The sequence below is a fragment of the Phnomibacter ginsenosidimutans genome (assembly GCF_009740285.1).
GTDB lineage: Bacteria > Bacteroidota > Bacteroidia > Chitinophagales > Chitinophagaceae > Phnomibacter > Phnomibacter ginsenosidimutans.
This window is the reverse complement of sequence record NZ_CP046566.1, coordinates 461,348-483,966: the sequence shown is the minus strand read 5'-3', so window position 1 is coordinate 483,966 and position 22,619 is coordinate 461,348. Positions and strand designations below refer to the sequence as shown.

The following is a 22,619-nucleotide window of genomic DNA, read 5'->3' as shown; positions in this document are numbered from 1 at the left end:
AGGTGACGTAGATTGGGATGGTTGAATTTGGTGGTTCTTCTACGGTCTTCGGACTTCCGGTCTTTCCGACTTTATTTACCTCACCCATCCTCTCCACAGGAGAGGTGACGTAGAGTGGTGTGGTTGACTTTGGTTGCTCATCTACGTACTTCGGACTTCCCACTCCCGACTTCCGGTCTTTCCGACTTTCCGTATTCGATGCCAGAGATGCTTCCATCGTCAGCATGACTATTTCTCCGATCTCCTGACTACCAACTCCGGACTTTCGGACTTTCGGTCTTCCCGACTTCCCGTCTATTTCAAGTACTGCTTTAAAAACTGCACAAAGCGGTACACATCGGCAAAGTTGCTGGCGAGGCCCAGCGAAATGCGGATGGCGCCCCGCATGCGGCCGAGGGCAGTAATCATGTCTTGAAAATCGCCACCAGAGCGGCTGGTAAAATAGGCCGAGAGCTCATCGGTGCTGATGCAGTTGTTGATTTCGTCGATGCCAGGGTTGCAGAAGCAACCTGTACGAAGCGAAATGTTTTCGCGGTTGGCATCGGCCTCCACCTGCAGGTAGGGCAATGCCACACCCGCACTATCAAATACATTGAAAATGATGGTACCGCCACGGGCTGAGGTGTCTTTGGGGCCAAATACATGCACCAATGCTTCGCCATTGCTGTGGCGCAGGCTTTGCAGCTGCTGCAGCAACCAACCCGTAAGCATACTCACCCGGTTATGAATGGTATCGATACCAATATGATGGATGTGCTCGAAGCCTATTTTGAGTGCCGGAATGCCGAGGTAGTTGAGGGTTCCGTCTTCAAAACGTTCATAGTTTTCGGCGAGGAAAAAGTTGTCGCTGCTCACACTCACAAACTTGACAGTGCCGCCGGCAAACCATTGTTTGTGCAGCTTATCGAATACTTTTTTGTGTACAAACAAAGCTCCCAAACCGGTTGGGTAACCGAATATTTTATAAAACGACATCGACACAAACTCTGGTTTCACCACCGATAAATTGAGGCGATTGCTGGGTACAAATGCTGCTGCATCGAGCAACACATCCCAACCCAACGCATGGGCTTTGTCAATCCATTCCAAACTGTGCTGCACACCCGATACATTGGACTGTGCCGGAAATGCAAAGAGCTTGTTTGTTTTATCAGGATGAGCTTCGAGGTATTGCTGCAGCTGGTTTTCATTCACCCGCAGGTCTTCAATATCTACCGGGCTGTAGGTATGCGAAGCGCCTTTCATTTTGCAATACTCCCGTATACCGTTCACAGAGTTGTGATTGTCGAACAGCAGCAAAAAATGTCCGTTGTTGTGAAAGGGATAGCCCTCGCCAATAATCTTCAATGCTTGTGAAGCGTTGGCGGTAAAGACGAGGTGATAATCATGCGCCTGAAAATAATCGATGATGTACTGGCGTGTTTCATCTATCAGCTTGCCGGCCAATTGCGACGTAGGATTGGTGCTGTGCGGATTACCAAACACAGATTGCTGCAACAGTTCCAGATGCCGCTGCACTTGTGAAGCAGCATACAAATTGCCGCCGGTGTAATCGAGGTACAAATGGCCCTGTGCATCGAGGCGGTTGTACTCCGTGCCCCGCATGTCATCGAGCAGTTGGGTGCTGCTAAATTCGGGGTACTGTTGTAAGAAGGATGCTTGTGCCTGCTGCAGGCCGGCAGTAGTTGGTTGGGCAATCATAAGAACGGCGTTGTGGCCGCAATGCTCCGAAAAAACGCCGACTTGTTGGGTGACAAAGGTCAGCCGACTTTGCGGCGCAGGTGCCGCAGCTGCTGCAGGGCGGCGGGCACAAAATGTTTCCACGGCGTGGTGTTCATGAGGCGCAGCTCCTGCCACAGGCTTGTTTGGTTGTCTAAAAAACGGAGTACACGGGCCGCAGGATTGCGCTGAAACAATTGGAAAAAGACATCGGCACCGGGCAACTTTCGCTCATGCAAAATTTGCAGCAGCACACTGTCGTAAAAATGAAAACGCTGTGGCATGGACAATGCCGTAGTTTGATTGTTGAGCAAGGCTTTTACAAGTTGTTCGCTGTGCTGCTGTATGTGCTGAAAGGTGTATCCAGTAGATGCTTTGGTACGGCCACCGGCAGTACCAATGTAAGTAACACAACCTTCTTGTGCAGGAAAGCGGAGGTTGGTCATGGGTATGATACCGTTTTCCACTTCGCTGATGTGAAAGATGTGCAGCTTCAATTCGGCTTGCATGAATTGCTGCAGACCCGCATCGTACTGCACATCGGTGAGTACTTCTTCGGTAAACAACGTGTATTCTACCAGTGCCTTTCGCTTGCTAAGTGGCAGCACGTACATAAATGCGCATCCGTGCTCCTGACTTACCCGAAAGTTCATGAGGTCGGCGGCGGCTTCATCAAACACATCTTCTTCGGTTTCAATAAACCAACCGCGAAAATGTTGCAGGAGGTAAAACTCATCGGGCTGCATCACTGGCTCTTGCAGCAGTACCGATGAGAAAATATGTGTGGCTTTGAAAGTACCGCCATCGGTGGTAATGACACCGTTTGTTGCATCTACTGATTGTACGTTTCCATAATGCAGTTGCACGTTGGGCGCAGCTGCCAACTGCTGCATGCCATGCTTGTAAAAATCGATGCTGCGAATCATTTTGTACGCATAGCCATCGAGCTGCAAGGGCAATGCGCCTTGCGGATGTTTCACCCACAATTGCTGCCAGCTGTGGTGCACCAAATGCTCAAAGTAACCAGGTTGTTTTTCCCAAAAGCACCAGGTACGATCGTTGCCTGCTTTGGGGGCTTTATCGATGACTAATATTTTTTGTTGTGCCAAACGAGGCTCAGCTGCCATGCGTACCGCCAACGACAAACCCGCACAACCGGCACCGAGTATGATGTGGTCGAACTGCTGAATAGGATTACCAGAAGTTGAAGGGAGTGACACAACGAAGTTGAATAGGATTACTGCAGCTTGTGCACAAAATAATTACGCTTTGGATGCCTGCTGTCGTTGCCTGTCGGAACGTACTTTATCCCAGTAGGTTTTGGCTACGTAGAGCATGCCGAAACTTTCGCCGTCTTCTTTGCCAATGTGCTTGTGGTGCATTTTGTGTGCCCACCGAATGGTGCGAACGTATATGTTATTGCTGCGGGTAAACCATTTGAAGCGTTGGTGAATAATGACATCATGCACCAGGAAATACGCAAAGCCGTACATGGCAATACCGAAGCCAATGGCGGCCGCCCAATACACACCGTTTTGCAAACCGAGCATGATGCAGAGCCAGCTGGGAATGGCGAAGATGAGGAAGAAGGCATCGTTCTTTTCAAACACATGGCCACGGGGATTGTGGTGGTCTTCGTGGAGGTACCACAAAAAACCATGCATCACGTATTTATGCGTGGCCCAGGTAATGCCTTCCATGGCGAAAAATGTACCGAGTGTAATGAGTATCCAAAGTGACCAATGCATATGTATTAGTTTACGAGTTGATTAGTTTACGAGTTCACAAGTTCGAAAAGATTTGTCTTTGGTCTTCGGACTACCGTCTCCTGTCTTTCCGACTTTTTATCCCACCGTTCGCAGTAGCAAAAAGAACATGAACTGTATGAGTAACAAATGCACAGCGAAGAGGTTTTGTTTGCGAAAAGGGAATTGATGAAACAAGACCAAGATAACCACACTGACGAGGTACCATGTAAGATAATTGAATAGCGGGATTTCGCCGCCGGCCCACTGCCAATAGCCCAAGGATACGGCTACGGGTTCTAGCACCCAATCGAATAGCACCGCCAGCATAGCACCATCTAACACGACAGACAAGGCCTGCCAAATTTTGGGCATTTGAGCGGCACGGCTATTGGGCCGGTTGAGCAGCCAATGATGCAGCATGTGCATGGCCACGCCTACACAGTACGTAGTCACCAACCACTGTACACCAATGAGCAACGGAACGCCATTGATACCCCAACCCATGACACTGCCATAGCTGTAATTGCCAAACAACAATCCGGTGGTAACGCCGATATATTCAGTGCCAAAACCAATAACTGCAGCGCCAATGGCGTACCACCAAAACCAGCGGTTTTTGTCGGGCTGCGTCCACAGCACCAAGGCGAGACAGACTAACAAGTTGAGCCAGGTAAGACTGATGAAAAATGTACTCTTGAAAATGCCAATGGCGATGAAGCCCGACACATGAAAAGCAAGCGCAATGATGAAGGCCCATTTTTCCCGAACGGGCTGCGACAGTCCGGCGAAATTAGTGATGGGCAACATGCTTCAACTTGTATTGTTTTTGAATAAGATTGACGGTGATAGCTGCACTTTGCATACACAGCGGAATACCACCACCCGGATGCACACTTCCACCTACAAAGTAAAGCCCTTGTATTTGTGCACTATCGTTGGCATGGCGCAAAAATGCCGCCATACGACTGTTGCTACTGGTGCCATACAAACTACCCATATAGCTGGCCGTACGTTGCTCAATGGTTACGGGATCGAGCACTGCTTCTGTTTCGATGAGAGCTTCTACATCGCACTGCAGTTGTGCACTCAGTTTGCTGATGATGCGCTGCCGGGCTTCCGGAATCCATTCGCTCCAAGGCTGGCCTACATTGGCCGGCGCATTGATCATCACAAACCAATTTTCCTTGCCTTCGGGTGCCTGTCCACTTTCCATTTTGGTAGTGATGTTGATGTACACGGTTGGGTCGGGGTAAAAGGATTTGGTTTGAAACAGATGCCGAAACTCCTCGGCATAGTTATCGCTGAAGAAGATATTGTGTAAACCCAGTTGTGGAAAGGATGTTTTGATGCCCCAGTAAAAAATAAGGGCACTACTGCTGCGTTCCTGTTTCAATACTTTTTTTGCTGCCAGTTCATTGCGCAGCAAATGCTTGTAAGTAAAATAAACGTCGGCATTGCTCACAATTAAATCAGCCATGATGTTGCGGCCATTCACTACTACTCCTTCTGCTTTGCCGGCAGATTCTATAATGCGATCGACTTTGCTGTTGAAATGAAACTGAACGCCTTTCTTTTCGGCCAACCGATGCAACGCATTGGTAATGCTAATCATGCCGCCTTTAGGATAGAAGGTGCCTACATTCAATTCGAGGTGCGGAATGAGGCTGAGCATGCCCGGCGCCTTATAAGGATTGCTGCCATTGTAGGTGGCGTAGCGGTTAAACATCTGCACAGCTTCTTTCGTCGTAAATGCCTGCTCGTTGTAGGCATTCAAACTACTCATAAGCAAGCTCTTGCTGCTGTGCTTTATGGCTGTGGCCACTTCCTTCCAGCTAAACTGACGCCAGTGGCGCAGGCTTTTTTCTACAAACAGTTTTCCAATCTTGTTGTAGGTGGTAGCGGAGCGTTGCAGATAGGCGTGTACATTGGCAGCAGGTTCGCCCAGTTGGGTTTCCATTTCTGCAGCAAACTTGCTATGATCGGCCCAAGCGGTTACTTGTTTGCCATTGGCAAAAAAATAGCGGCAGGCTACGTCTGACTGTACGTATTGAAAATAATCCTGAATGGGTTCGTTGGCGAGAGCAAACAAATCTTCAATGTATTGCGGCTGGGTAAACAAAGAAGGGCCCGCATCAAATGCATAACCATCTTGCTCAAACCAACTGAGTTTACCACCAGGATAGCTGTTAATTTCAAACACTTGCACCTGCCAGCCTTGCACTGCCAGGCGAATAGCAGTAGCCAATCCGGCGATGCCTGCTCCCACAATGATTGCCCGGCCTTTGCTACTCATCTCCTAATTGTTTTTATTGCTAACTTATTTGCAGTTATGCAGGCGTATTTGCTTTCAGGTGTTGTGCTACCAATGGCAGTGCTATCTTAAACCACTCTGTGTACTTGTGTGCCGAAGTAGCCATGTCGGCATTGATTTCTTCAATGGAACGAAAAGTGTAAGCGGCTACTTCTGCCGGATCCGGTTCGATGGTAGCATCATCAATTTCACCAATGAACACGTGATCAAATTCATATTCGTACAAGCCATTGTCGAAGCTGGCCTGATAAGTAAAATGAAAAGCTTTTTCAACGGGCACACTAATACCCATTTCTTCTTTCAGCCGACGGGCGGCAGCATCAGCTACAGGCTCACCGGGGTAAGGATGACTGCAACAGGTGTTGGTCCACAAGCCGGCACTATGGTATTTGCTGTGGGCCCGTTGCTGCAGCAACATGCGTTGTTGTTTATCAAACAAAAAAATACTGAAAGCCCTGTGCAAATGAGGCGACTGATGAGCCGCCATTTTTTCCATGGTACCTATGGGTTCATCTTGCTCATTTACCAGTATTACGTCGGGCGATGCTTGAATCATAATGCAAACAAAGGCAAAAGCAGCAACATGCATGCCCTTACCCAAAAAGAAAACTTATAAAATATTGAACTGGCTGCGCAGGCCTGCTTTGGCCACAATCATGGCTTTGCCATAGTTGGGTATACGGATGCGTTCTTCCAAAATACGACGGGCTTCCAGCCGCTTTATTTTTTTGAACAGCGAGAGATAATACTTATAGGCAACATACACACCAAACCTTGCTTTCATGGGCAGCTGAATGATACCTTGGTAAGCATCTTTAAAATCTGCTTCAATATCGGCCTCAATCTGGCGCTTTTCTTCGTTGGTGAAATTGCGGAAATCGCAGTCGGGAAAATACACCCGGTCCATGCCTTCATAATCGGCTTTCACATCCCGCAAAAAATTCACTTTCTGAAAGGCGGCGCCCAAACTGCGGGCCGGATCTTTTAGTTTGTCGTACAAGTTTTTATCGCCATCGCAAAACACCTGCAGGCACATGAGGCCTACCACTTCTGCACTGCCATAAATGTATTGCTGATAGCCACTGGCATCATAAACTTTTCTGCTCAGGTCGAGCTCCATGCTATAGAAAAAAGCTTCTATCAAATGGCGGTCTACATGGTATTGATTGACCGTGAGCTGGAAGCTATGCAATATGGGATTGAGACTGATGCCTCTTTCCAAAGCTGCGTAGGTTTCTTTTTTAAATTCCTGAAACAATTGCTGCTTATCGAAGTCGTGAAAAGTGTCTACTATTTCATCGGCAAAGCGAACAAAACCGTAAATATTGTGAATGGGCTGCCGCGCAGTCCTGATGCAACAATCGGATAGCACTGCTAAACGAAGTGCTGTATCGCTCCGTGGTTACTCGGCTGCAGATTTCGCTTACCTGGTGAAACAATTGCATCATACTTGAGTGCCTTGGTTTTTATCGGATGAAGATTGAAGGCATTGTAACAATCAATCGAGCATTCGGTTTGATGAGTTAGCTAAAATTTTGGTTGATGAGAGTGGCTACCACTTCGCCGCTGATAAGGCTGGGTGGTACACCAGGGCCGGGCACAGTAAGCTGACCAGTATAATACAAGTTACTGATCTTTTTACTCTTGGCTGCAGGTTTTAAAATAGCTGTTTGCATGAGTGTATTGGCCAGTCCGTAAGCATTGCCACGAAAGGCATTGTAGTCGTGCACAAAATCGCTGAGGGCAAAGGAGCGGTAATACACAATATCGTCTTTGATGGTTGTACCCAGCCGCTCTTCAAAACGCTCTATGATTTGCTGAAAATAGCGTTGGCGCAACGCTTCATCGTCACCCTCCAACCCTGTTGCTACCGGTATCAAAAAGAACAGGTTTTCGCCATCGGCAGGTGCCTGGGTGGCATCGGTTACAGAAGTGGCACTTACGTAAAACAGCGGCTTGTTTGGCCAGCGGGGCGTAGCATAAATGTCTTGTGCGTGGGGCGCAAAAGCCGTATCAAAAAACAGTGAATGATGCTTGAGACCCGGCACCTTTTTCTTGAGGCCTACATAGTACAACAAACAACTGGGCGCCATCACCCGGCTGTTCCAGTAGCTGCTGCTGTAACTCTGGTATTGCGGCTGCAGCAGTTTGGTTTCAGTAAAATGATAATCGGCACCACTCACCACTACATCGGCTTCCAATACAACGGGTGTGCCTTTGTGCAAAGCCATTACCGACCTGGCTTGCTTGCCTGTTACATCAATTGATTGTGCATCGTGCTCAAACAGAAATTGCACCCCCAGCTCTACCGCCATTTTGTACATGCCTTCGGCAATCTTAAACATGCCCCCCTCCGGAAACCAGGTGCCTCCTTTAATATCGGCGTAGTTCATGAGGCTGTATAAGGCAGGCGTATCTTCGGGCAGGGCACCCAAAAACAGGGCCGGAAACTCCAGCAACTCTCTTGTTTTGGGATGTTTGAAATGCTTGCCAAAATGCTTTTTGATGGAAGTAAAAACATCGAGTCGAAATACCCCCTTCAGTAAGTCTTTGTCTAAAAACTCGGCTATGCTTTGGCCAGGTTTATACACCAGTTTATTGATGCCGATTTCATACTTGTACGCTGCTTCTGCCATCACTTTGTCTAAGGCAGCTGCTGCACCCGGCTCTACGCTTTCGAGCATAGCGGCCAGTTCGCTGTAGGTTGCCGGTATATCCCAGTGGTCGTCGGGCCAGTACACCCGGTACGATGGGTCGAGGCGAATAAGCTTGTAATAGTCTTCCACTTTGTGGCCAAAACTGGCAAAGTAGCGTTCAAACACATCGGGCATCCAGTACCAGCTGGGGCCCATGTCGAAGGTGAAACCATCCACTTCAAACTTGCGTGCCCGGCCACCCGGCAGGGTATGTTTTTCTACCACCGTTACCTGCCAGCCGCTTTTGGCCAAAAAACTGGCAGCCGACATTCCTGCAAATCCACTTCCTATTACTACTGCTTTCTTATTCAACGTGTTGGCTTTGTATAATAAAAAATGTCCCGTCAGTTTTGTTTAACGGGACATGGAAAATAGTTGAAAAAAGTTGAAACCGCTTAATGACGTTCCAGATGGGCTTTTAAGAGCTTTCTGGCAAAGTGTATGCGGCTCTTAATGGTACCCAGCGGCTCCTGCAGCATATCGGCAATTTCATGGTACTTGTATCCATCGAAGTACAGCATGAATGGCTTTTTGAATATTTCCGGAAGGCTTTCCAGCGCCTTGTTGATTTCCTTCAACTTCATGTTACCCTCAGCAGGATTGGCCACTACAGATTGATTGTAGTTGAGTAAAAATTCGTTGGGGGTGCTATCAAAAATGGTATGCTGCTTGGCTTTTCTACGATAATTGTTGATGAAAATGTTTCGCATGATGGTGTACAACCATGCTTTGATGTTGGTGCCAACATTATACTTTTCCTTGTTGGCCAGCGCCCTGTACATTGTTTCTTGCAATAGGTCGTTGGCTGTCTCATGGTCGCGGGTAAGCGTAACCGCGAATGGCCGGAGAAAGTCTGCATTATCCAACAACAACTGATCAAATTCTACCGTAGACATAGCACAAAGAGTGTTTAATAATTAGGATATAAAGTTAAACATCTCTTGTTCAGCTTTCCAAACTTTTTGTTTAAAAAAAACAAAAAAAGATAAAACAAGATTTTACAGCAGGGCATTAAAAAAGCCGGAGCACAGGCCCGGCTTTTTAATTTATGTCTAACGTGCTGGTTTACAGCATAGCTATGTACTCCATTACTTCCGAAAGCGAGGATTTCATTTGGATAGCCCCTGGCAGCTTCTTCTTGTAGTTTTGTGTAAGCTGACCGGAAACGATGAGCTTTTGGCCCGGCATTTTGATACTAAAGGCCTGCAAAAAGCGATCGAAATTGAAATTATGGGCCACTGAGGTAAGGTGAGCATACACGTAATCGGGCTTTTTCATACTCACTACATATTCCAAATCTTTCAGCGGCACGTTGGCACCCAGGTACCACACTTTTACGCCACGGCTTTTGAGCAGGTAGTAAATAAACAACAAGCCCAGCTCATGGTGTTCACCCTCGGGCAAAAACAAAAGCAATGCTTTGTCGCTGCGGAAATGCGAACCCGTGCTTTCTATACCTACTATGAGTTTTTGGCGAATGATATTGGTTACCAAATGCTCTTGCGCTGGGTTAATATGGTTGGTAATCCACAGAATACCAATCTTTTCGAGGAAGGGGAAAATGATTTGGGTGATGGTTTTTTCAATACCCCGTGCCATGATAAAATTGTCGAGAATCTCTTCAAAACTGTCGAGATCCAAGTCTATCATGGCTTGAATGAGCTCATTGATGATGCGTTCTTGTTGCGCCTGCACCTGTGATAAGGAAAGAATTTTCTCCTTCATTTCCTCAGGGTTCATCTTATCGATGTGCGATATTTTGAACCCGTATTTATTCAACAGGGCCACATTCAACAGCGTTTTTAGCTCTTGGTTGTTGTAATAACGGATGTTGGTATCCGTTCGCTGCGGATTCAAAAATGTATACCGCTGCTCCCAAATCCGTATGGTATGGGCTTTAATGCCGGATAAATTTTCGAGGTCTTTAATAGTAAACGCATCCATGGCTCTCTGTTTTTGATTTTCTAACCACCAGTCGCACAGTTACAAAAGCAAGGCCTTAGTGTGACAAATACCTATACAAGGTAATGCGACAAATTGTTTTAAAAAATCCATGGTAAGTTAAACACAAAGATAAGTACTGCATATTGCGTTTAATGATTTGCCAGCAAGCTCAGGTAGAGCTTATTCAAATCATTCACTTGGCGTTCTTTTCTAAACTGTTGCTCTGCCATTGCCTGCCCGGCATCGCCCATGGCTTGCATTAATAAAGGCTGGTCTGCAATCTTTATTATGGCTTCCGCCAGCTGTTCGGGTTGATGCTCGGCCACAGTGAAGCCGGTTTTTCCATCAATAACAATATCGTCGATGCCGCCGGCTTTGGTGCTCACCACCGGCTTACCGGCAGCCTGAGCTTCCATCAGCGAAACCGGAGTGCCTTCGTTGTGCGATGTGAGCACTATCATATCCAGTCCTGCCATCACTTTATCTACTTCTGTAATCCAAGAAGTAAAAACAACAGTTGCCAGGCGGGGTTCTTCAGGAAAATAGGCCTGATCTATACCAAGCTGGGTGCAGGTTTGCTGCAGTTTGCGGCGCAAATGCCCATCGCCTACCACAAAAAAACGAAGCCGGGGACGAGCCTTTTGAAGCAATGCTACGGTTTGTATAAACAGCTCATGGTTTTTAATGGGTACAATTCGGCCCACAATGCCAATGGCAATGGCCGAATCGGGCAATTTGTATTTGCTGCGGAAATAGCGGCGCTTCTCCTCCCGTTGCTCCTGAAAAGCGGCCAGCTCAATGCCAAGTGGCACCACGGCAATTTTTTCGTGTGAACAAACGCGGTACTGTTCTACTATTTGCTGCCGTTGCATATTGCTGAGGGCAATGATGCGGGTAGTTTTTGCAGCCAGCCAGCGTTCCATGCGTACCATCAGCCGGCTTATCCAAGGCTTGTAATATCCATGAAACAGCAGGCCATGATAGGTGTGCACAATGACAGGCACTTTTTCGGCGGCTGCCGCCAAACGGCCTACGAGCCCTGCTTTGGCGGTATGTGTATGTACGATATCCGGCTGAAAACGGCGCAGTACTTTGCGCAGCTGGCGGTACGATTGCCAGTCTTGCCAGGGCTGAATACTCCCGCCAAAACCTTGTATTCTTTCGTGGCGGATAGAAGGTAAATGCTCTGTGAGATAGGCGGCTTCGAACTCGTCTTTTTGGCCACCGCCGGTTATCAGCAGCAGTTCATGTTCTTGTTGCAAATGACGGGCTACCTGTAAGGTATCCATAGTGGTACCACCTATTACCAGCCTGCCCAGTATGATTGCAATTTTTGCCATGTGTGCCCGGCTGGAAAAGTACTAAGACAAATGCACTTGATAGTAACGGAGATACCAATCGATAAAATGACCTACACCTTCCGATACAGGTGTGGTAGGCTTGTAACCTACATCATTCATCAGCGATTGTACGTCGGCAAAGGTGCGGGGCACATCGCCGGGTTGCAAGGGCAGCATGTTTTTGATGGCCTTTTTTCCCAGTTTGTTTTCAATGGCCTCGATGTATTCAGTCAGTTTTACCGGTGCATTGTTGCCAATGTTGTAAATACGGTATGGAGCTGAACTGCTATCCGATTCGGGATGAGCTGCATCCCAATCAGGGTTGGGCTTTGCCGGATGTTGTAGCACTCTTACCACGCCTTCTACGATATCGCCTACATAGGTAAAATCACGTTCCATGTTGCCATGGTTGAACACGTCGATGGGTTTGTTTTCTACAATGGCTTTGGTAAATAACGACAGCGCCATATCGGGCCGGCCCCAGGGGCCATACACAGTAAAAAAGCGAAGCCCCGTAGTAGGTATTTTGTACAAATGGCTGTACACATGGGCCATCATTTCGTTGGCCTTTTTGCTGGCAGCATATAAGCTTACAGGATGATCAGCAGGTTGATCGGGCCGGAAAGGAATGGATTCATTTAACCCGTACACACTACTGCTGCTGGCGTATACCAGGTGCCCGATATTGTGGTGGCGGCAACATTCCAATATGTTCATGAAGCCCACAATATTGGCATCAATGTAATTGTACGGATGGGTGATGCTGTAACGAACTCCGGCCTGTGCAGCCAGATTGACAACCGCATCAAAAGCAAACTGTGCAAAGAGTTGTTGCAAAGGTTCACGGTCTTCCAGCTTCATTTGTATAAACTGAAAGGAAGTATAGTGGCTACTCTGCAGCAGGTCGCCGTTATGCTCGTGGCCAATAGCAATGCCCAGCTGCCGCAGCCGGTCGTGTTTGAGCTCAACCGGATAATAATCGTTGAGGCTATCCAGCCCTACCACTTCATGCCCGTCTTTGAGCAATCTTTCGGTAAGATGATAACCAATAAAACCAGCCGCCCCGGTCACCAATACTTTCATAGATACAATTTGGTTATTCGACCAAATGCGGCCCAGCCAACATTAGCTACTATTCGGTTATCACCAGGCTAACGACTGCACATGAACGAAGTCGGCAAAAATACAACCTTGACTTTTAGCGGCTGTAACAATGAGCACACGTTAACTTAAAACTGGCTTTACCAGTGCATACACATCGCTGATGCCGTCGCGTAGTTCAATGTGATGTTTCCAACCCAAGGCGTGAATACGGCTAACATCAAGCAGTTTGCGGGGAGTGCCGTCGGGCTTAGTGGTATCAAATTCAAGTTGGCCTTCAAAGCCTACCACTTCTTTTACCATTTGCGCCAGTTCGGCTATGCTCAGGTCTTCGCCAGTGCCAATATTAATGGGGCCGGGTTCATCAAAATGCAGCATCAGGTGCAGGCAGGCAGCTGCCAAATCATTGCTGTGCAAAAACTCCCGCTTAGGTGTGCCCGTGCCCCAAATGGTTACATGGGGTTGCCCGGTTACTTTGGCGGTATGCATTTTGCGGATGAGTGCAGGTAGTACGTGGCTATTTTGTAAATCAAAATTGTCATTAGGCCCATACATATTGGTGGGCATCGCCGAAATAAAATGACAACCATATTGCTGGCGATAAGCATCGCACATTTTGATGCCCGCTATTTTGGCAATGGCGTAGGCATCGTTGGTGGGCTCCAGCGGGCCTGTCAGCAGGTATTCTTCTTTGATAGGCTGTGGGCAAAGCTTGGGGTAGATGCAACTGGAACCCAGGAACAATAACTTTTTTACACCATGCACATAAGCCTGGTGAATGATGTTGTTTTGAATGGCCAGGTTTTGGTACAAAAACTCGGCTGGGTAAGTGCTGTTGGCAATGATGCCACCCACTTTTGCCGCTGCCACAAATACATACTCCGGCTTTTCGCTGGCAAAAAATGCGGCCACCGCATCCTGCTGGCGCAGGTCTAATTCGGCAGATGTACGCAGCACCAAATTGGTATAGCCTTCTTCCTGTAGCTTTTTACAAATAGCCGAACCCACCAAGCCCCGATGGCCGGCCACAAAAATTTTCGCTTGCTTTTCCATGCTGTTGGCGGCGGTTTATTCGTACTGATTTAACACCTGAAAGCCTTGGTCTTTCAGCAACTTTTCGCGGCGAAACAAAGCCAGATCGCTGGCCACCATTTCTTTTACCAAAGCTGGTAAATCATATTTAGGTTCCCATCCGAGTTGCGTTTTGGCTTTGATGGGGTCGCCAATTAGCAGGTCTACTTCGGTAGGGCGATAGTAAGCGGCATCAATAGCCACAACTACTGTACCGGGCTGCACTTTAATGTCGGGCGATGCTACGGCTTTCACCACTGCTTTTTCGTCGGCACCGCTGCCGCTGAATTCGAGTTCGATACCAGCTTCGGCAAATGCCATGCGTACAAACTCCCGAACGGTAGTGGTAATGCCGGTGGCCACCACATAATCTTCCGCTGTTTCTTGCTGCAGCATCAGGTACATGGCTTCTACATAATCTTTGGCATGGCCCCAGTCGCGTTGCGCATCGAGGTTGCCCAAAAAGATTTTGTCCTGCATGCCCAAGGCAATGCGGGCCACACCCCGGGTTATTTTGCGGGTTACAAAGGTTTCGCCCCGCAGCGGACTTTCGTGGTTGAACAGAATGCCATTCATAGCAAACATGCCATAGGCTTCGCGGTAGTTTACTGTAATCCAGTAGGCATACAATTTAGCCACTGCATAAGGCGAACGAGGATAGAAAGGTGTCCGCTCAGATTGGGGCACTTCCTGCACCAGACCGTAGAGTTCGCTGGTACTGGCCTGGTAAAACTTCGTTTTTTTAGTGAGCCCCAAAATGCGGATGGCTTCCAGAATACGCAGGGCTCCAATGGCGTCGGCATTGGCGGTGTACTCCGGCGTTTCAAAGCTCACTTTTACATGGCTTTGCGCAGCGAGGTTATAAATTTCGTCGGGCTGCACTTCCTGTATAATCCGGATGAGGTTGGTGCTATCGGTAAGGTCGCCGTAGTGCAGCTTAAAATGCACATTCGATTCGTGGGGGTCCTGATAGAGGTGGTCAATTCTATCGGTATTGAACATGGAGCTGCGGCGTTTTACGCCATGAACGTGGTAGCCTTTGCTGAGTAATAATTCGGCCAGATAGGCGCCGTCTTGCCCGGTAATACCGGTGATGAGTGCTGTTTTCATGAGGTAGGCGGTAAGGTTATAATTGCTGGTATACTTTTCAAGGTTTTGCTAAATACTGTTTGAATTTGCGGGCTATTTTCAACCAGACTGTAAAGAAATATGGTTTCAAATCATTTACCCGCCATGCTTCGTGATTTTCGAAAAAGAGCGTTTACGGCTATTGACGGATTGGTTGGAATATCCACCGAGGCGCATTTTTACCAATACTTCGGGCACATATACGGCTTTTACACCGTGCTTCACCATTACCCGCAGCATGTACTCATAATCGGCTGCCACAGGAAACCGCAAATCATATTGGCCGCAAGTATTGAGCACCTGCCTCGATACATAGAATGTTGGGTGCGGCGGCATCCATCCGAAATAAAATTTCCGGGCAGTTCCTTTTCCCGATTTCCAATACCGAACAATTTGTTGGGTGTTTTGCTGTTGCACATACACCAGATCTCCATACACACAACCATTGGGTTGCTCCCGAAAAGCTGCCACAATTTGGCTAATGCTGTGTGGCGAAGCCATCATATCATCGGAGTTCAAAATACCAATGATATCGCCGGTTGCCATGGTCAGGCCTTTGTTCATGGCATCGTAAATGCCCTTGTCGGGCTCCGACACAGATTTGGTAACCACATCTGCATATTGGGCCACCATGTTCATGGTACCGTCGGTAGAGCCGCCATCTACCACTATCGATTCTATATGAGGGTAATCTTGCTGGCGAATACTTTGCAGGGTATCGGCTATTGTTTGGCTGCTATTGTAGCAGACGGTAATGATGGATACAGTCATGCGGTGCAGCTATTTGCCATTTTTTTGAACACTTTCTTTATACCAGGCTACCATTTTTGCCAGACCTTCCCGAGTTGTATATTTTGGCTTAAAGCCGTCTGCAAAAATTTGCTGTGCCTGATGGTAGGTTTGGGTGCCGTACTTTTTTACCCGGTGGCTGGAAATGGGCAGGTCTTTGCCCGACATTTTTATGAGCAGGTCAAATGGCTTAGCCATCATGAGCAGTAAGCCCATTGGAATACTTTTGGGCTTGGGTTTGCCCAAAGCGGCAGCAATGGTAAGGCCAATTTCGGCGGTACGAAGATGTGGCTGATCGGCGTAGTTGTAAATGTGAATGCCGCTTTGCTGATATTCCAGCAGGTACCAGGTTACCTCAACCAGATTTTTTACGTAGGCAATGGATTTGATATTGTCGCCCTTGCCCACGTTGAAGTACAGTCCCTTATTTATTTGATCAATCAACCGAAACATATTGGCCACATTGCCTTCTCCAAACACCAGTGCCGGGCGAATGATGATGACAGTGCGGCTTTCATCTTGCTGCCACCATCGGTTGAGTACCTGCTCGGCTGCCAGCTTTGAGGCTCCATAATCGTTGCTTGGATTGGGCTGTGTTTTGTCGGTGGTGGGCGTGTTACAATCGCCATACACGGCTACCGATGAAAAGAAAATGAACTTTTTGATGCCATACTGACCAGCCAACTGGCTTACCAGCGCTGTACCGTTTTCGTTTACTTCAAAATATTCTTCTTGCTCTACGCCAAAATCTTTGTGGGCGGCAGCCAGGTGCAGCACACAATCGAACCGGTGCTGCTCAAATATGGGCAGCATATCGGCTTCGCTTCGTACATCGGCTTTTATGTAAATGGTATTGGGCTGCTTTTGCTGTGGCGACTGTATATCGGTTACTACAAATTGCGTGTCAGGAAACATGGAAAGTATGTGTGTGCCAATAAAGCCTGCGCCGCCTGTGAGCAATATAGAGTGCTTTGTTGCCATGAGTTTTTTACTGATTCGAGTAGGACGACTGCCAGAAATACTATCGTTTGTAGCCAACCTCCCCAGTAGAATTTGGGGCGTAAAGATAGGCAGCGACTCCATACAGCATCATCCCCTTTATGGGGTATGAATTATTTCTGCCTCTAATCTGACATGTCTTTATACTTCCACAAATTCATTAAACAGTTTGCCAGATACTTTTTGTACCAATCGCCTCAAACTTCCTGCTTTAAAATTCAGTGTTTGTACAATGCGGTTTTCGTAGCCATAGCCTTCAATCTGCTGGATGTATTGCTTGTACAATGCCAGCACATCCCCTTTTACCGACACAAAAAATTTGGCGGTGTTGGTTTTCCAGGTGTTTGTGCCGGTTTTTACCAACGAAGAAAAATGATACACCATCAGCGGTTCGCCATTGGCTAAAAACACACCGTTGCGCCGGGTAATGCGGATGTTATTGAGGTTCCAGGGGGCCACGTCGATGCCTTTGTTTGTCACAATTTTCAACGAGGAATATTTCGACGGCCATGTATCTAAAAAAATCTGATCGCTGAAAAAACTGTGCGGATAGCCCGGCATACCCGGGTACCAAGCTTTCGCAATCCTGCTTCCAGCTGCGCAGGCATTGCAGGCCTTCCTCATTGTTTACAAAACCATTGATAGCCACATTGAAATGACCGTAATGGGTAGCAATAAGCTGATGCAATGGGTTGAAATGATGCGAACATATCAGGATGCTGTGCTCCCCCATTTCTTGCAGCAATATGTTGGCCGACTGAAAGAAATACAAATCTGCATCTAGGTAAAAAATGCGGTTGAGCTCCGGCCTGGTTTCAAAAAGATACAGGCAGATATTGGGCGTAATAGAAAAGTAAAACTGCTTTTTATCGGCATACTTCGATTCGTCTATATCGAAATAATCTTTGTATTGCTGCAGGCCAATAAGTTCAATCACCGGATCTTTTCTTTTTCCAGTTCGGTATATGCCTTGTCGTCCAGTGCCAGTATGGTTATTGAAAAATCGGGGGTGTGGGCTTTTAATGAATCGATGAGGGCTAAGCCCTTGGGTAAAAAGCCACTATCGAAATAGGTACAGAAATGTAACATGCTAATCTTTTTTGTGCAGCCAAAACACGGGCTTACCTTCTACCGTATGAAAAGTGAGTTGATAATACCGGGCTGCCAGCTGCCGGAATAAACCCAGTGACCTGTTGTAGCCACAAAAAGTGCGGGGGCGCCGCTGCAGTATGCTTTTCAGCAACACGTAGGCTTCTATCAGCGCTGCTTTGGGGGTAAGCAGCTGCGCAGGTACCATACAAATATGTTGCACATTCAACTGATGAAGCCGGGCGAAAATTTGCTGCAGTTGTGCATCGGCAAGTTCAGTATCAATGCGGCCGAGGTACAGCACAGTGCCGGGCGAAATGGCGGGGTCTTGGGTAGTAATATCCAGTTCAACAACTTCATCAAACACCTGCAATGCCTGCAGCCGCATCACCGACGGGGTAAAGTCTGATACCGCCACACGGATACCCGCTGTTTTTTTTAAGTTGTACTCTACATAAGCCACTCCGCAGCCAATAGAGTAAAGAGCCCGGGCATTTATCAAAGCCATCTGGTGGGCAATCCATGTTGCCAATGGCTTACTATTGATTACGCTGGGCAACTGTTCAAAAGCTTCAATAGTGCCGGGTATGTAGTAATCCCGCTCCGATTCATCAAGCCGCACACTATCCCAGTTATCGCGGGTATTAATGGCTTTTACACCAGAATTAAAAAAACTGTAGTGTTTTAATTTCATGCCGGGTGCTGGTTGATAAAGCGGTTTACAAATTCAACAACAATACCGGCTTCATGCAATGAGGTGCCAAAAGAAATAGGCAAACTCAATGTGCTGTTATGAATTGCTTCAGCAATGGGGCAATATTGTCCGTCTAAAATTCCCTTCATGGCTTTTTGTGCATGAGGTGCCACCGGGTAGTGTATTTCTGTTTTAATTCCGTTTTCCAGCAAATAGCTTTTCAATGCATCTCTGTGTGCCGTACGAATGTTGAAAATATGGTACACATCCACATATCCTTCTTCTACCACAGGCAGTATGAGTGAAGGATGTAAATGTTTCAAATAAAATGCTGCCAGGGTCTGCTTGTGCTGCGTAATTGCATCAAGGTGTTTTAGCTTTATGCTGAGAAATGCTGCCTGCATTTCATCCAACCTCGAGTTCATGCCTGCCACTTCGTTGTAATACTTGGTGCGGCTGCCGTAGTTGCGCAGCATTTTTATAGCATCGGCTATAGCTGCATCGTTGGTAGTTACTGCACCAGCATCGCCCAGTGCGCCCAGGTTTTTGTGGGGTAAAAACTAAAGCCGCTGGCGTGTCCAAACGTGCCGGTCATTTGCCCGAAATACTTAGCACCATGCGCCTGTGCACAATCTTCCACCACATACAAACCATGCTGACGGGCCAGCTCCATAATGGGCTGCATGTTGCAGCACTTGCCATACAAATGCACTACAAGAATGGCTTTTGTGTGAGCAGTTATGCTGGCCTCAATACATGCAGGGTCAATATTGTATGTACGAATATCGGGGCTTACCAAAACAGGCTTTAAACCCAGCTGTGTTACGGCCAGTATGGTAGCAATGTAGGTATTGGAAGGCACTAATACTTCTGAGCCGGGCGGCAGCTGCAATGCTTTCAGTGCCAGTATCAATGCATCTAAACCGTTGGCCACACCCACACAATGCTGCGCCCCGCAGTAGCTGGCAAACTGTTGCTCAAACTGCTGCACCTGCTTTCCCAATATGTACCACCCCGATTGGAGCAATGTATCAAACACCTGCCGGTACTCAGCCTCAAAAGGTTCATTCACCTTTCTAAGATCTTCGTAGGGGATATTGAGTTTACTCATAAGGTTCAAATATATAATCCTTGGGGTCGTAGTATTCAGAAGCCAGCACCATGAGTATGGCATCTGGCGAAAATTGATCCATCCAATGAAAATCTTCGGGTTCAATCATGAGGCAAACAGAAGGATGATCGAGTATAAATTCTTGAACAGGCAGACCCTTGCCCGATTGATTAGACACCCTGCAAGAACCCTTTATACAAATAGCTGCCTGGCGGGTAAGATGATGCCGGTGCTTACCACGAACGGAACTATCGACCCCATAGATGTAAAAAATGCGTTTGATATCGAAAGGAAAAATTTTTTCGATGACCGTAAGGTTGCCCCTTGCATCGGTATTGGTAAGCAGCGAAATAAGGTGTGCCATGCAGCAAAATCAATTTTCTGATATAGCCGCAAATATCTGCGATGCCGCTTTTTCTGGTGTAAAATCTTTTACTATAGCCAGCGATGCGGCCCCCATGGCAGGCATGTCTGCTTCGCCCGAAACAAACTTTTGCATGGCAGCGGCTAAATCACCTACATCGTTAGGATTGATAATATACCCATTGTGCCCATGCTGCACCAACTCCAGTGCACAGCCACAATGATGCGAAACAATGACCGGCTTTTCGCAGAGCATGGCTTCATTTACTACAAGGCCCCAGGTTTCGGATACACTGGGCAGCACCAATACATCGGATGCTGCCAGCTCAGCTACTGCTGCTGCCAGTGGTAGTGCTCCTGCAAATACTACATTTTCTATTTGATGTTTCTTGCAATACGCTTTGAGCGAATGCTCCAACACACCAGCACCAACCAACTTGAGTACCCAGTTACTCTTCAGTTGGGCAAAGGCTTGCAAGAGGATAAACAAATTTTTTTCTTCGATAAGGCGGCCTATAAAAATAAAGCTGGGCCGGGAAGCAGGTTCAGCATTTTCAGCATTGCTTTTCCATTGCTGATACAATTGTCGTATTTGATCATTATCTGTAGCCTGCAGGCGAATAGCAATTTTGTGCAAGGGTACACCCAGCGACTGCAGGTACTGCCTGTGCGACTGCCCGTAGCAAATAACCGTTGTAGCTCTTTTTAGCAATAACTTTTTTAGCTTTTCTTTAAGCGGATGGCGGGGCCGGTCGTAAGCAGTTGCATCGGCCACCACATGCAGTTTTTTGCCCAGCAATGGCGCCAGCAAAATAGCCAACACATACACCGGCAAATCGTATCCGAAAACCATCACATCGGTGGCTTTTGACGACAGCAGTATTTTTCCACCTGCTACCAGCTGTTGCCATTTGCCTACCTTTTCTATTGAGCCTGGAAACAGCACCTGATAAGGATACTGATGATATCTTTTATCAATTTCTCCTATACCTTTTCGGCTGTGCATTGAGTCGGCCACGTGTACCACAAATAAACGACCGTTGTGCTGCGCCAAAAGTGTAGACAACCGGCCAAAAACAACACCAGTATAGTGGCTCCAGAGAATGTTATGAAATATAAGTACGTCTTGTTGCTTCACGCCAAACCTCCGTTTTGATGCAGCGATACTTTGCTGCTGCCGAACACAATTTTACGGGCAAAAAATACAAGGCAGACAGTACGGAATAATTCCATCACAAATAAAATAATGGCTGCGGCCAGATACCCATATACCGGAATAAGCCAGGCGAAAGACAGCCATGCCAAACCGCTTACAATCATGGTAATGCGAAAGATGAGCTTGGTTTGCTCACCCTGCACCAAAAAATTGGTGTATAAATTGGATAAGCTTTCTAACACTTTGTAGTAAAAAATAAAAGGCAGCAATATGGCAACCGGCTGGTACGACGCATCAATCAACTGAAATTTTACCGCCAATATAACGGCAACCCATAAACCCACAAACAACACAGAAAATGCCGCCAACATAATCAGGTACACTTTTTTGGTTTGTCGGTAATTGCGTTGCGCATCTTTTTCCTGAAAAAATTTAGAGAACCAAAGCAGATTAAAAGAACTGAAAATGAGGTTTACCGGTGTGGTTAAAAATATAGCCAGGCTGTACACTGCCACATCACCAAAACCATGTGCTTTTTGCAAATAATATTTATCTACAAAGCTGTACACAAAACCGACAAATACACTGCCAAGCATGGGCAAGCCAATATGTATTGATTTGAGTAACATTTGTCTGTCTATCACAGGCTTCATTTGCCTGATGAAATAAGCAGTAAGTGGAGCAAAAACCAATACTGCCGAAACAGATTCTACCAAGAGGCGGTTGCTGATTTTGTTGCTGGCAAAAAAATACAATACCAACACAGCGCCAATACTCATGGCCAGCACTTTCACCAAATTGTACACCTGAAACTTACTTGCCTTGTTATCGGCTACCAGATACGATTGCAACATGATTTGCTGAATAAAAGCAAACACATAAATAACAACAAACCAGCGAACACTTGTATACAAGTCCTGTTCAACCCCAATTTTTTCAAATATAAAAAGATCGAACCCCGACAAAATCAAGCCACCGTACAGCAGTATAAATACTACGATAGTAAGCAAATTGATATTGAATAATAGTTTATTCCTTTCTACTCCTTCATAGTCATAATAAAGCTTTGCCTGTGCTGTATCCATACCCAGCTTTATGAAGTAAGCAATGTTCATTATTACAAAGAGCAAATACGAAAACGTACCGAATTCTTCTTTCGTCATTAACCGCAGGTACAGCGGCAAAAAAAGGAACATAGAACCCTTTGCCAGTACATCCAAAATAAACACGCCGAAAAACCTTTTTACAAAAGGAGAATCGCTGATTTCCTTTCGCAGCTTGCCGGTTTTTATTTCGTGTTTAATTTTAGAAAGCATGTGGTTCATTCAATGATGGAAAGGGCAACTTGTTGTTTTTTTTG

The 22,619-nt window shown here is 46.9% G+C and carries 23 protein-coding genes and 1 pseudogene; all 24 read right to left on the bottom strand.

Annotated features, from left to right (window positions below; genetic code table 11):
- Nucleotides 1-294 precede the first annotated feature (294 nt).
- Nucleotides 295-1,701: an aminotransferase class V-fold PLP-dependent enzyme gene (locus tag GLV81_RS02030; protein ID WP_157476399.1), complete on the bottom strand. Its 1,407-nt coding sequence runs from the start codon at nt 1,699-1,701 to the stop codon at nt 295-297.
- Between the two features lie 59 nt (nt 1,702-1,760).
- Nucleotides 1,761-2,939 (bottom strand): lycopene cyclase family protein, encoded by a 1,179-nt coding sequence (locus GLV81_RS02025; RefSeq protein WP_197428849.1) that lies wholly within the window; start codon nt 2,937-2,939, stop codon nt 1,761-1,763.
- A 42-nt stretch (nt 2,940-2,981) separates the two neighbouring features.
- Entirely contained in the window at nt 2,982-3,467 is a 486-nt protein-coding gene (locus GLV81_RS02020; protein WP_157476395.1) for a sterol desaturase family protein, read from the bottom strand.
- A 96-nt stretch (nt 3,468-3,563) separates the two neighbouring features.
- Nucleotides 3,564-4,274 (bottom strand): carotenoid biosynthesis protein, encoded by a 711-nt coding sequence (locus GLV81_RS02015; protein ID WP_157476393.1) that lies wholly within the window; start codon nt 4,272-4,274, stop codon nt 3,564-3,566.
- Nucleotides 4,258-5,760: a 1-hydroxycarotenoid 3,4-desaturase CrtD gene (gene crtD / locus GLV81_RS02010; protein ID WP_157476391.1), complete on the bottom strand. Its 1,503-nt coding sequence runs from the start codon at nt 5,758-5,760 to the stop codon at nt 4,258-4,260. Before crtD ends, GLV81_RS02015 begins: the two co-directional genes overlap by 17 nt.
- Nucleotides 5,761-5,794: 34 nt before the next feature.
- Nucleotides 5,795-6,334 (bottom strand): isopentenyl-diphosphate Delta-isomerase, encoded by a 540-nt coding sequence (gene idi / locus GLV81_RS02005; protein ID WP_157476389.1) that lies wholly within the window; start codon nt 6,332-6,334, stop codon nt 5,795-5,797.
- Nucleotides 6,335-6,388: 54 nt separating this feature from the next.
- Complete coding sequence (locus GLV81_RS02000; protein ID WP_246186185.1) at nt 6,389-7,150, bottom strand: phytoene/squalene synthase family protein; 762 nt, start codon at nt 7,148-7,150, stop codon at nt 6,389-6,391.
- 151 nt (nt 7,151-7,301) lie between these two features.
- Nucleotides 7,302-8,786 carry a phytoene desaturase family protein gene (locus tag GLV81_RS01995; protein ID WP_157476386.1) on the bottom strand — a complete coding sequence of 495 codons (1,485 nt, stop codon included), beginning with the start codon at nt 8,784-8,786 and terminating at the stop codon, nt 7,302-7,304.
- Between the two features lie 83 nt (nt 8,787-8,869).
- The gene (locus GLV81_RS01990; protein WP_157476384.1) at nt 8,870-9,370 is read right to left on the bottom strand and encodes an RNA polymerase sigma factor; all 501 of its coding nucleotides are present in this window, start codon (nt 9,368-9,370) and stop codon (nt 8,870-8,872) included.
- Nucleotides 9,371-9,539: 169 nt separating this feature from the next.
- Entirely contained in the window at nt 9,540-10,418 is an 879-nt protein-coding gene (locus tag GLV81_RS01985) for a MerR family transcriptional regulator (RefSeq protein WP_157476382.1), read from the bottom strand.
- A 149-nt stretch (nt 10,419-10,567) separates the two neighbouring features.
- Nucleotides 10,568-11,758, bottom strand: coding sequence for a glycosyltransferase family 4 protein (locus GLV81_RS01980; RefSeq protein WP_157476380.1), 1,191 nt, complete (start codon nt 11,756-11,758; stop codon nt 10,568-10,570).
- A gap of 21 nt (nt 11,759-11,779) precedes the next feature.
- Entirely contained in the window at nt 11,780-12,841 is a 1,062-nt protein-coding gene (locus tag GLV81_RS01975) for an NAD-dependent epimerase (RefSeq protein ID WP_157476378.1), read from the bottom strand.
- Nucleotides 12,842-12,982: 141 nt separating this feature from the next.
- Nucleotides 12,983-13,912, bottom strand: a complete 930-nt coding sequence (locus tag GLV81_RS01970; protein ID WP_157476376.1) for a GDP-L-fucose synthase family protein — start codon at nt 13,910-13,912, stop codon at nt 12,983-12,985.
- Nucleotides 13,913-13,927: 15 nt separating this feature from the next.
- Nucleotides 13,928-15,040 carry a GDP-mannose 4,6-dehydratase gene (gene gmd, locus GLV81_RS01965; RefSeq protein WP_157476374.1) on the bottom strand — a complete coding sequence of 371 codons (1,113 nt, stop codon included), beginning with the start codon at nt 15,038-15,040 and terminating at the stop codon, nt 13,928-13,930.
- Nucleotides 15,041-15,154: 114 nt separating this feature from the next.
- Nucleotides 15,155-15,829, bottom strand: coding sequence for a glycosyltransferase family 2 protein (locus tag GLV81_RS01960; protein ID WP_197428848.1), 675 nt, complete (start codon nt 15,827-15,829; stop codon nt 15,155-15,157).
- 9 nt (nt 15,830-15,838) lie between these two features.
- The gene (locus GLV81_RS01955) at nt 15,839-16,828 is read right to left on the bottom strand and encodes an NAD-dependent epimerase/dehydratase family protein (protein WP_197428847.1); all 990 of its coding nucleotides are present in this window, start codon (nt 16,826-16,828) and stop codon (nt 15,839-15,841) included.
- 159 nt (nt 16,829-16,987) lie between these two features.
- A complete protein-coding gene (locus tag GLV81_RS01950; protein WP_157476370.1) occupies nt 16,988-17,305 on the bottom strand; it encodes a hypothetical protein in 318 nt (105 codons plus the stop codon).
- Complete coding sequence (locus tag GLV81_RS01945; protein ID WP_157476368.1) at nt 17,283-17,783, bottom strand: hypothetical protein; 501 nt, start codon at nt 17,781-17,783, stop codon at nt 17,283-17,285. The genes GLV81_RS01950 and GLV81_RS01945 overlap by 23 nt, the downstream gene beginning before the upstream one ends.
- Entirely contained in the window at nt 17,780-17,935 is a 156-nt protein-coding gene (locus tag GLV81_RS01940; protein ID WP_157476366.1) for a hypothetical protein, read from the bottom strand. The genes GLV81_RS01945 and GLV81_RS01940 overlap by 4 nt, the downstream gene beginning before the upstream one ends.
- A gap of 1 nt (nt 17,936) precedes the next feature.
- Nucleotides 17,937-18,629, bottom strand: coding sequence for a hypothetical protein (locus tag GLV81_RS01935; protein ID WP_157476364.1), 693 nt, complete (start codon nt 18,627-18,629; stop codon nt 17,937-17,939).
- A pseudogene (locus GLV81_RS19795) lies at nt 18,626-19,740 on the bottom strand (DegT/DnrJ/EryC1/StrS family aminotransferase). The gene GLV81_RS01935 and the pseudogene GLV81_RS19795 overlap by 4 nt, the downstream one beginning before the upstream one ends.
- On the bottom strand, nt 19,733-20,104 hold the full coding sequence (locus GLV81_RS01925) for a sugar 3,4-ketoisomerase (RefSeq protein WP_157476362.1): 372 nt from the start codon (nt 20,102-20,104) through the stop codon (nt 19,733-19,735). Before GLV81_RS01925 ends, GLV81_RS19795 begins: the two are co-directional and overlap by 8 nt.
- A gap of 9 nt (nt 20,105-20,113) precedes the next feature.
- Nucleotides 20,114-21,241, bottom strand: a complete 1,128-nt coding sequence (locus tag GLV81_RS01920) for a glycosyltransferase family 4 protein (protein ID WP_157476360.1) — start codon at nt 21,239-21,241, stop codon at nt 20,114-20,116.
- Nucleotides 21,238-22,575 (bottom strand): lipopolysaccharide biosynthesis protein, encoded by a 1,338-nt coding sequence (locus tag GLV81_RS01915; RefSeq protein WP_197428845.1) that lies wholly within the window; start codon nt 22,573-22,575, stop codon nt 21,238-21,240. Before GLV81_RS01915 ends, GLV81_RS01920 begins: the two co-directional genes overlap by 4 nt.
- Between the last annotated feature and the right edge of the window lie 44 nt (nt 22,576-22,619).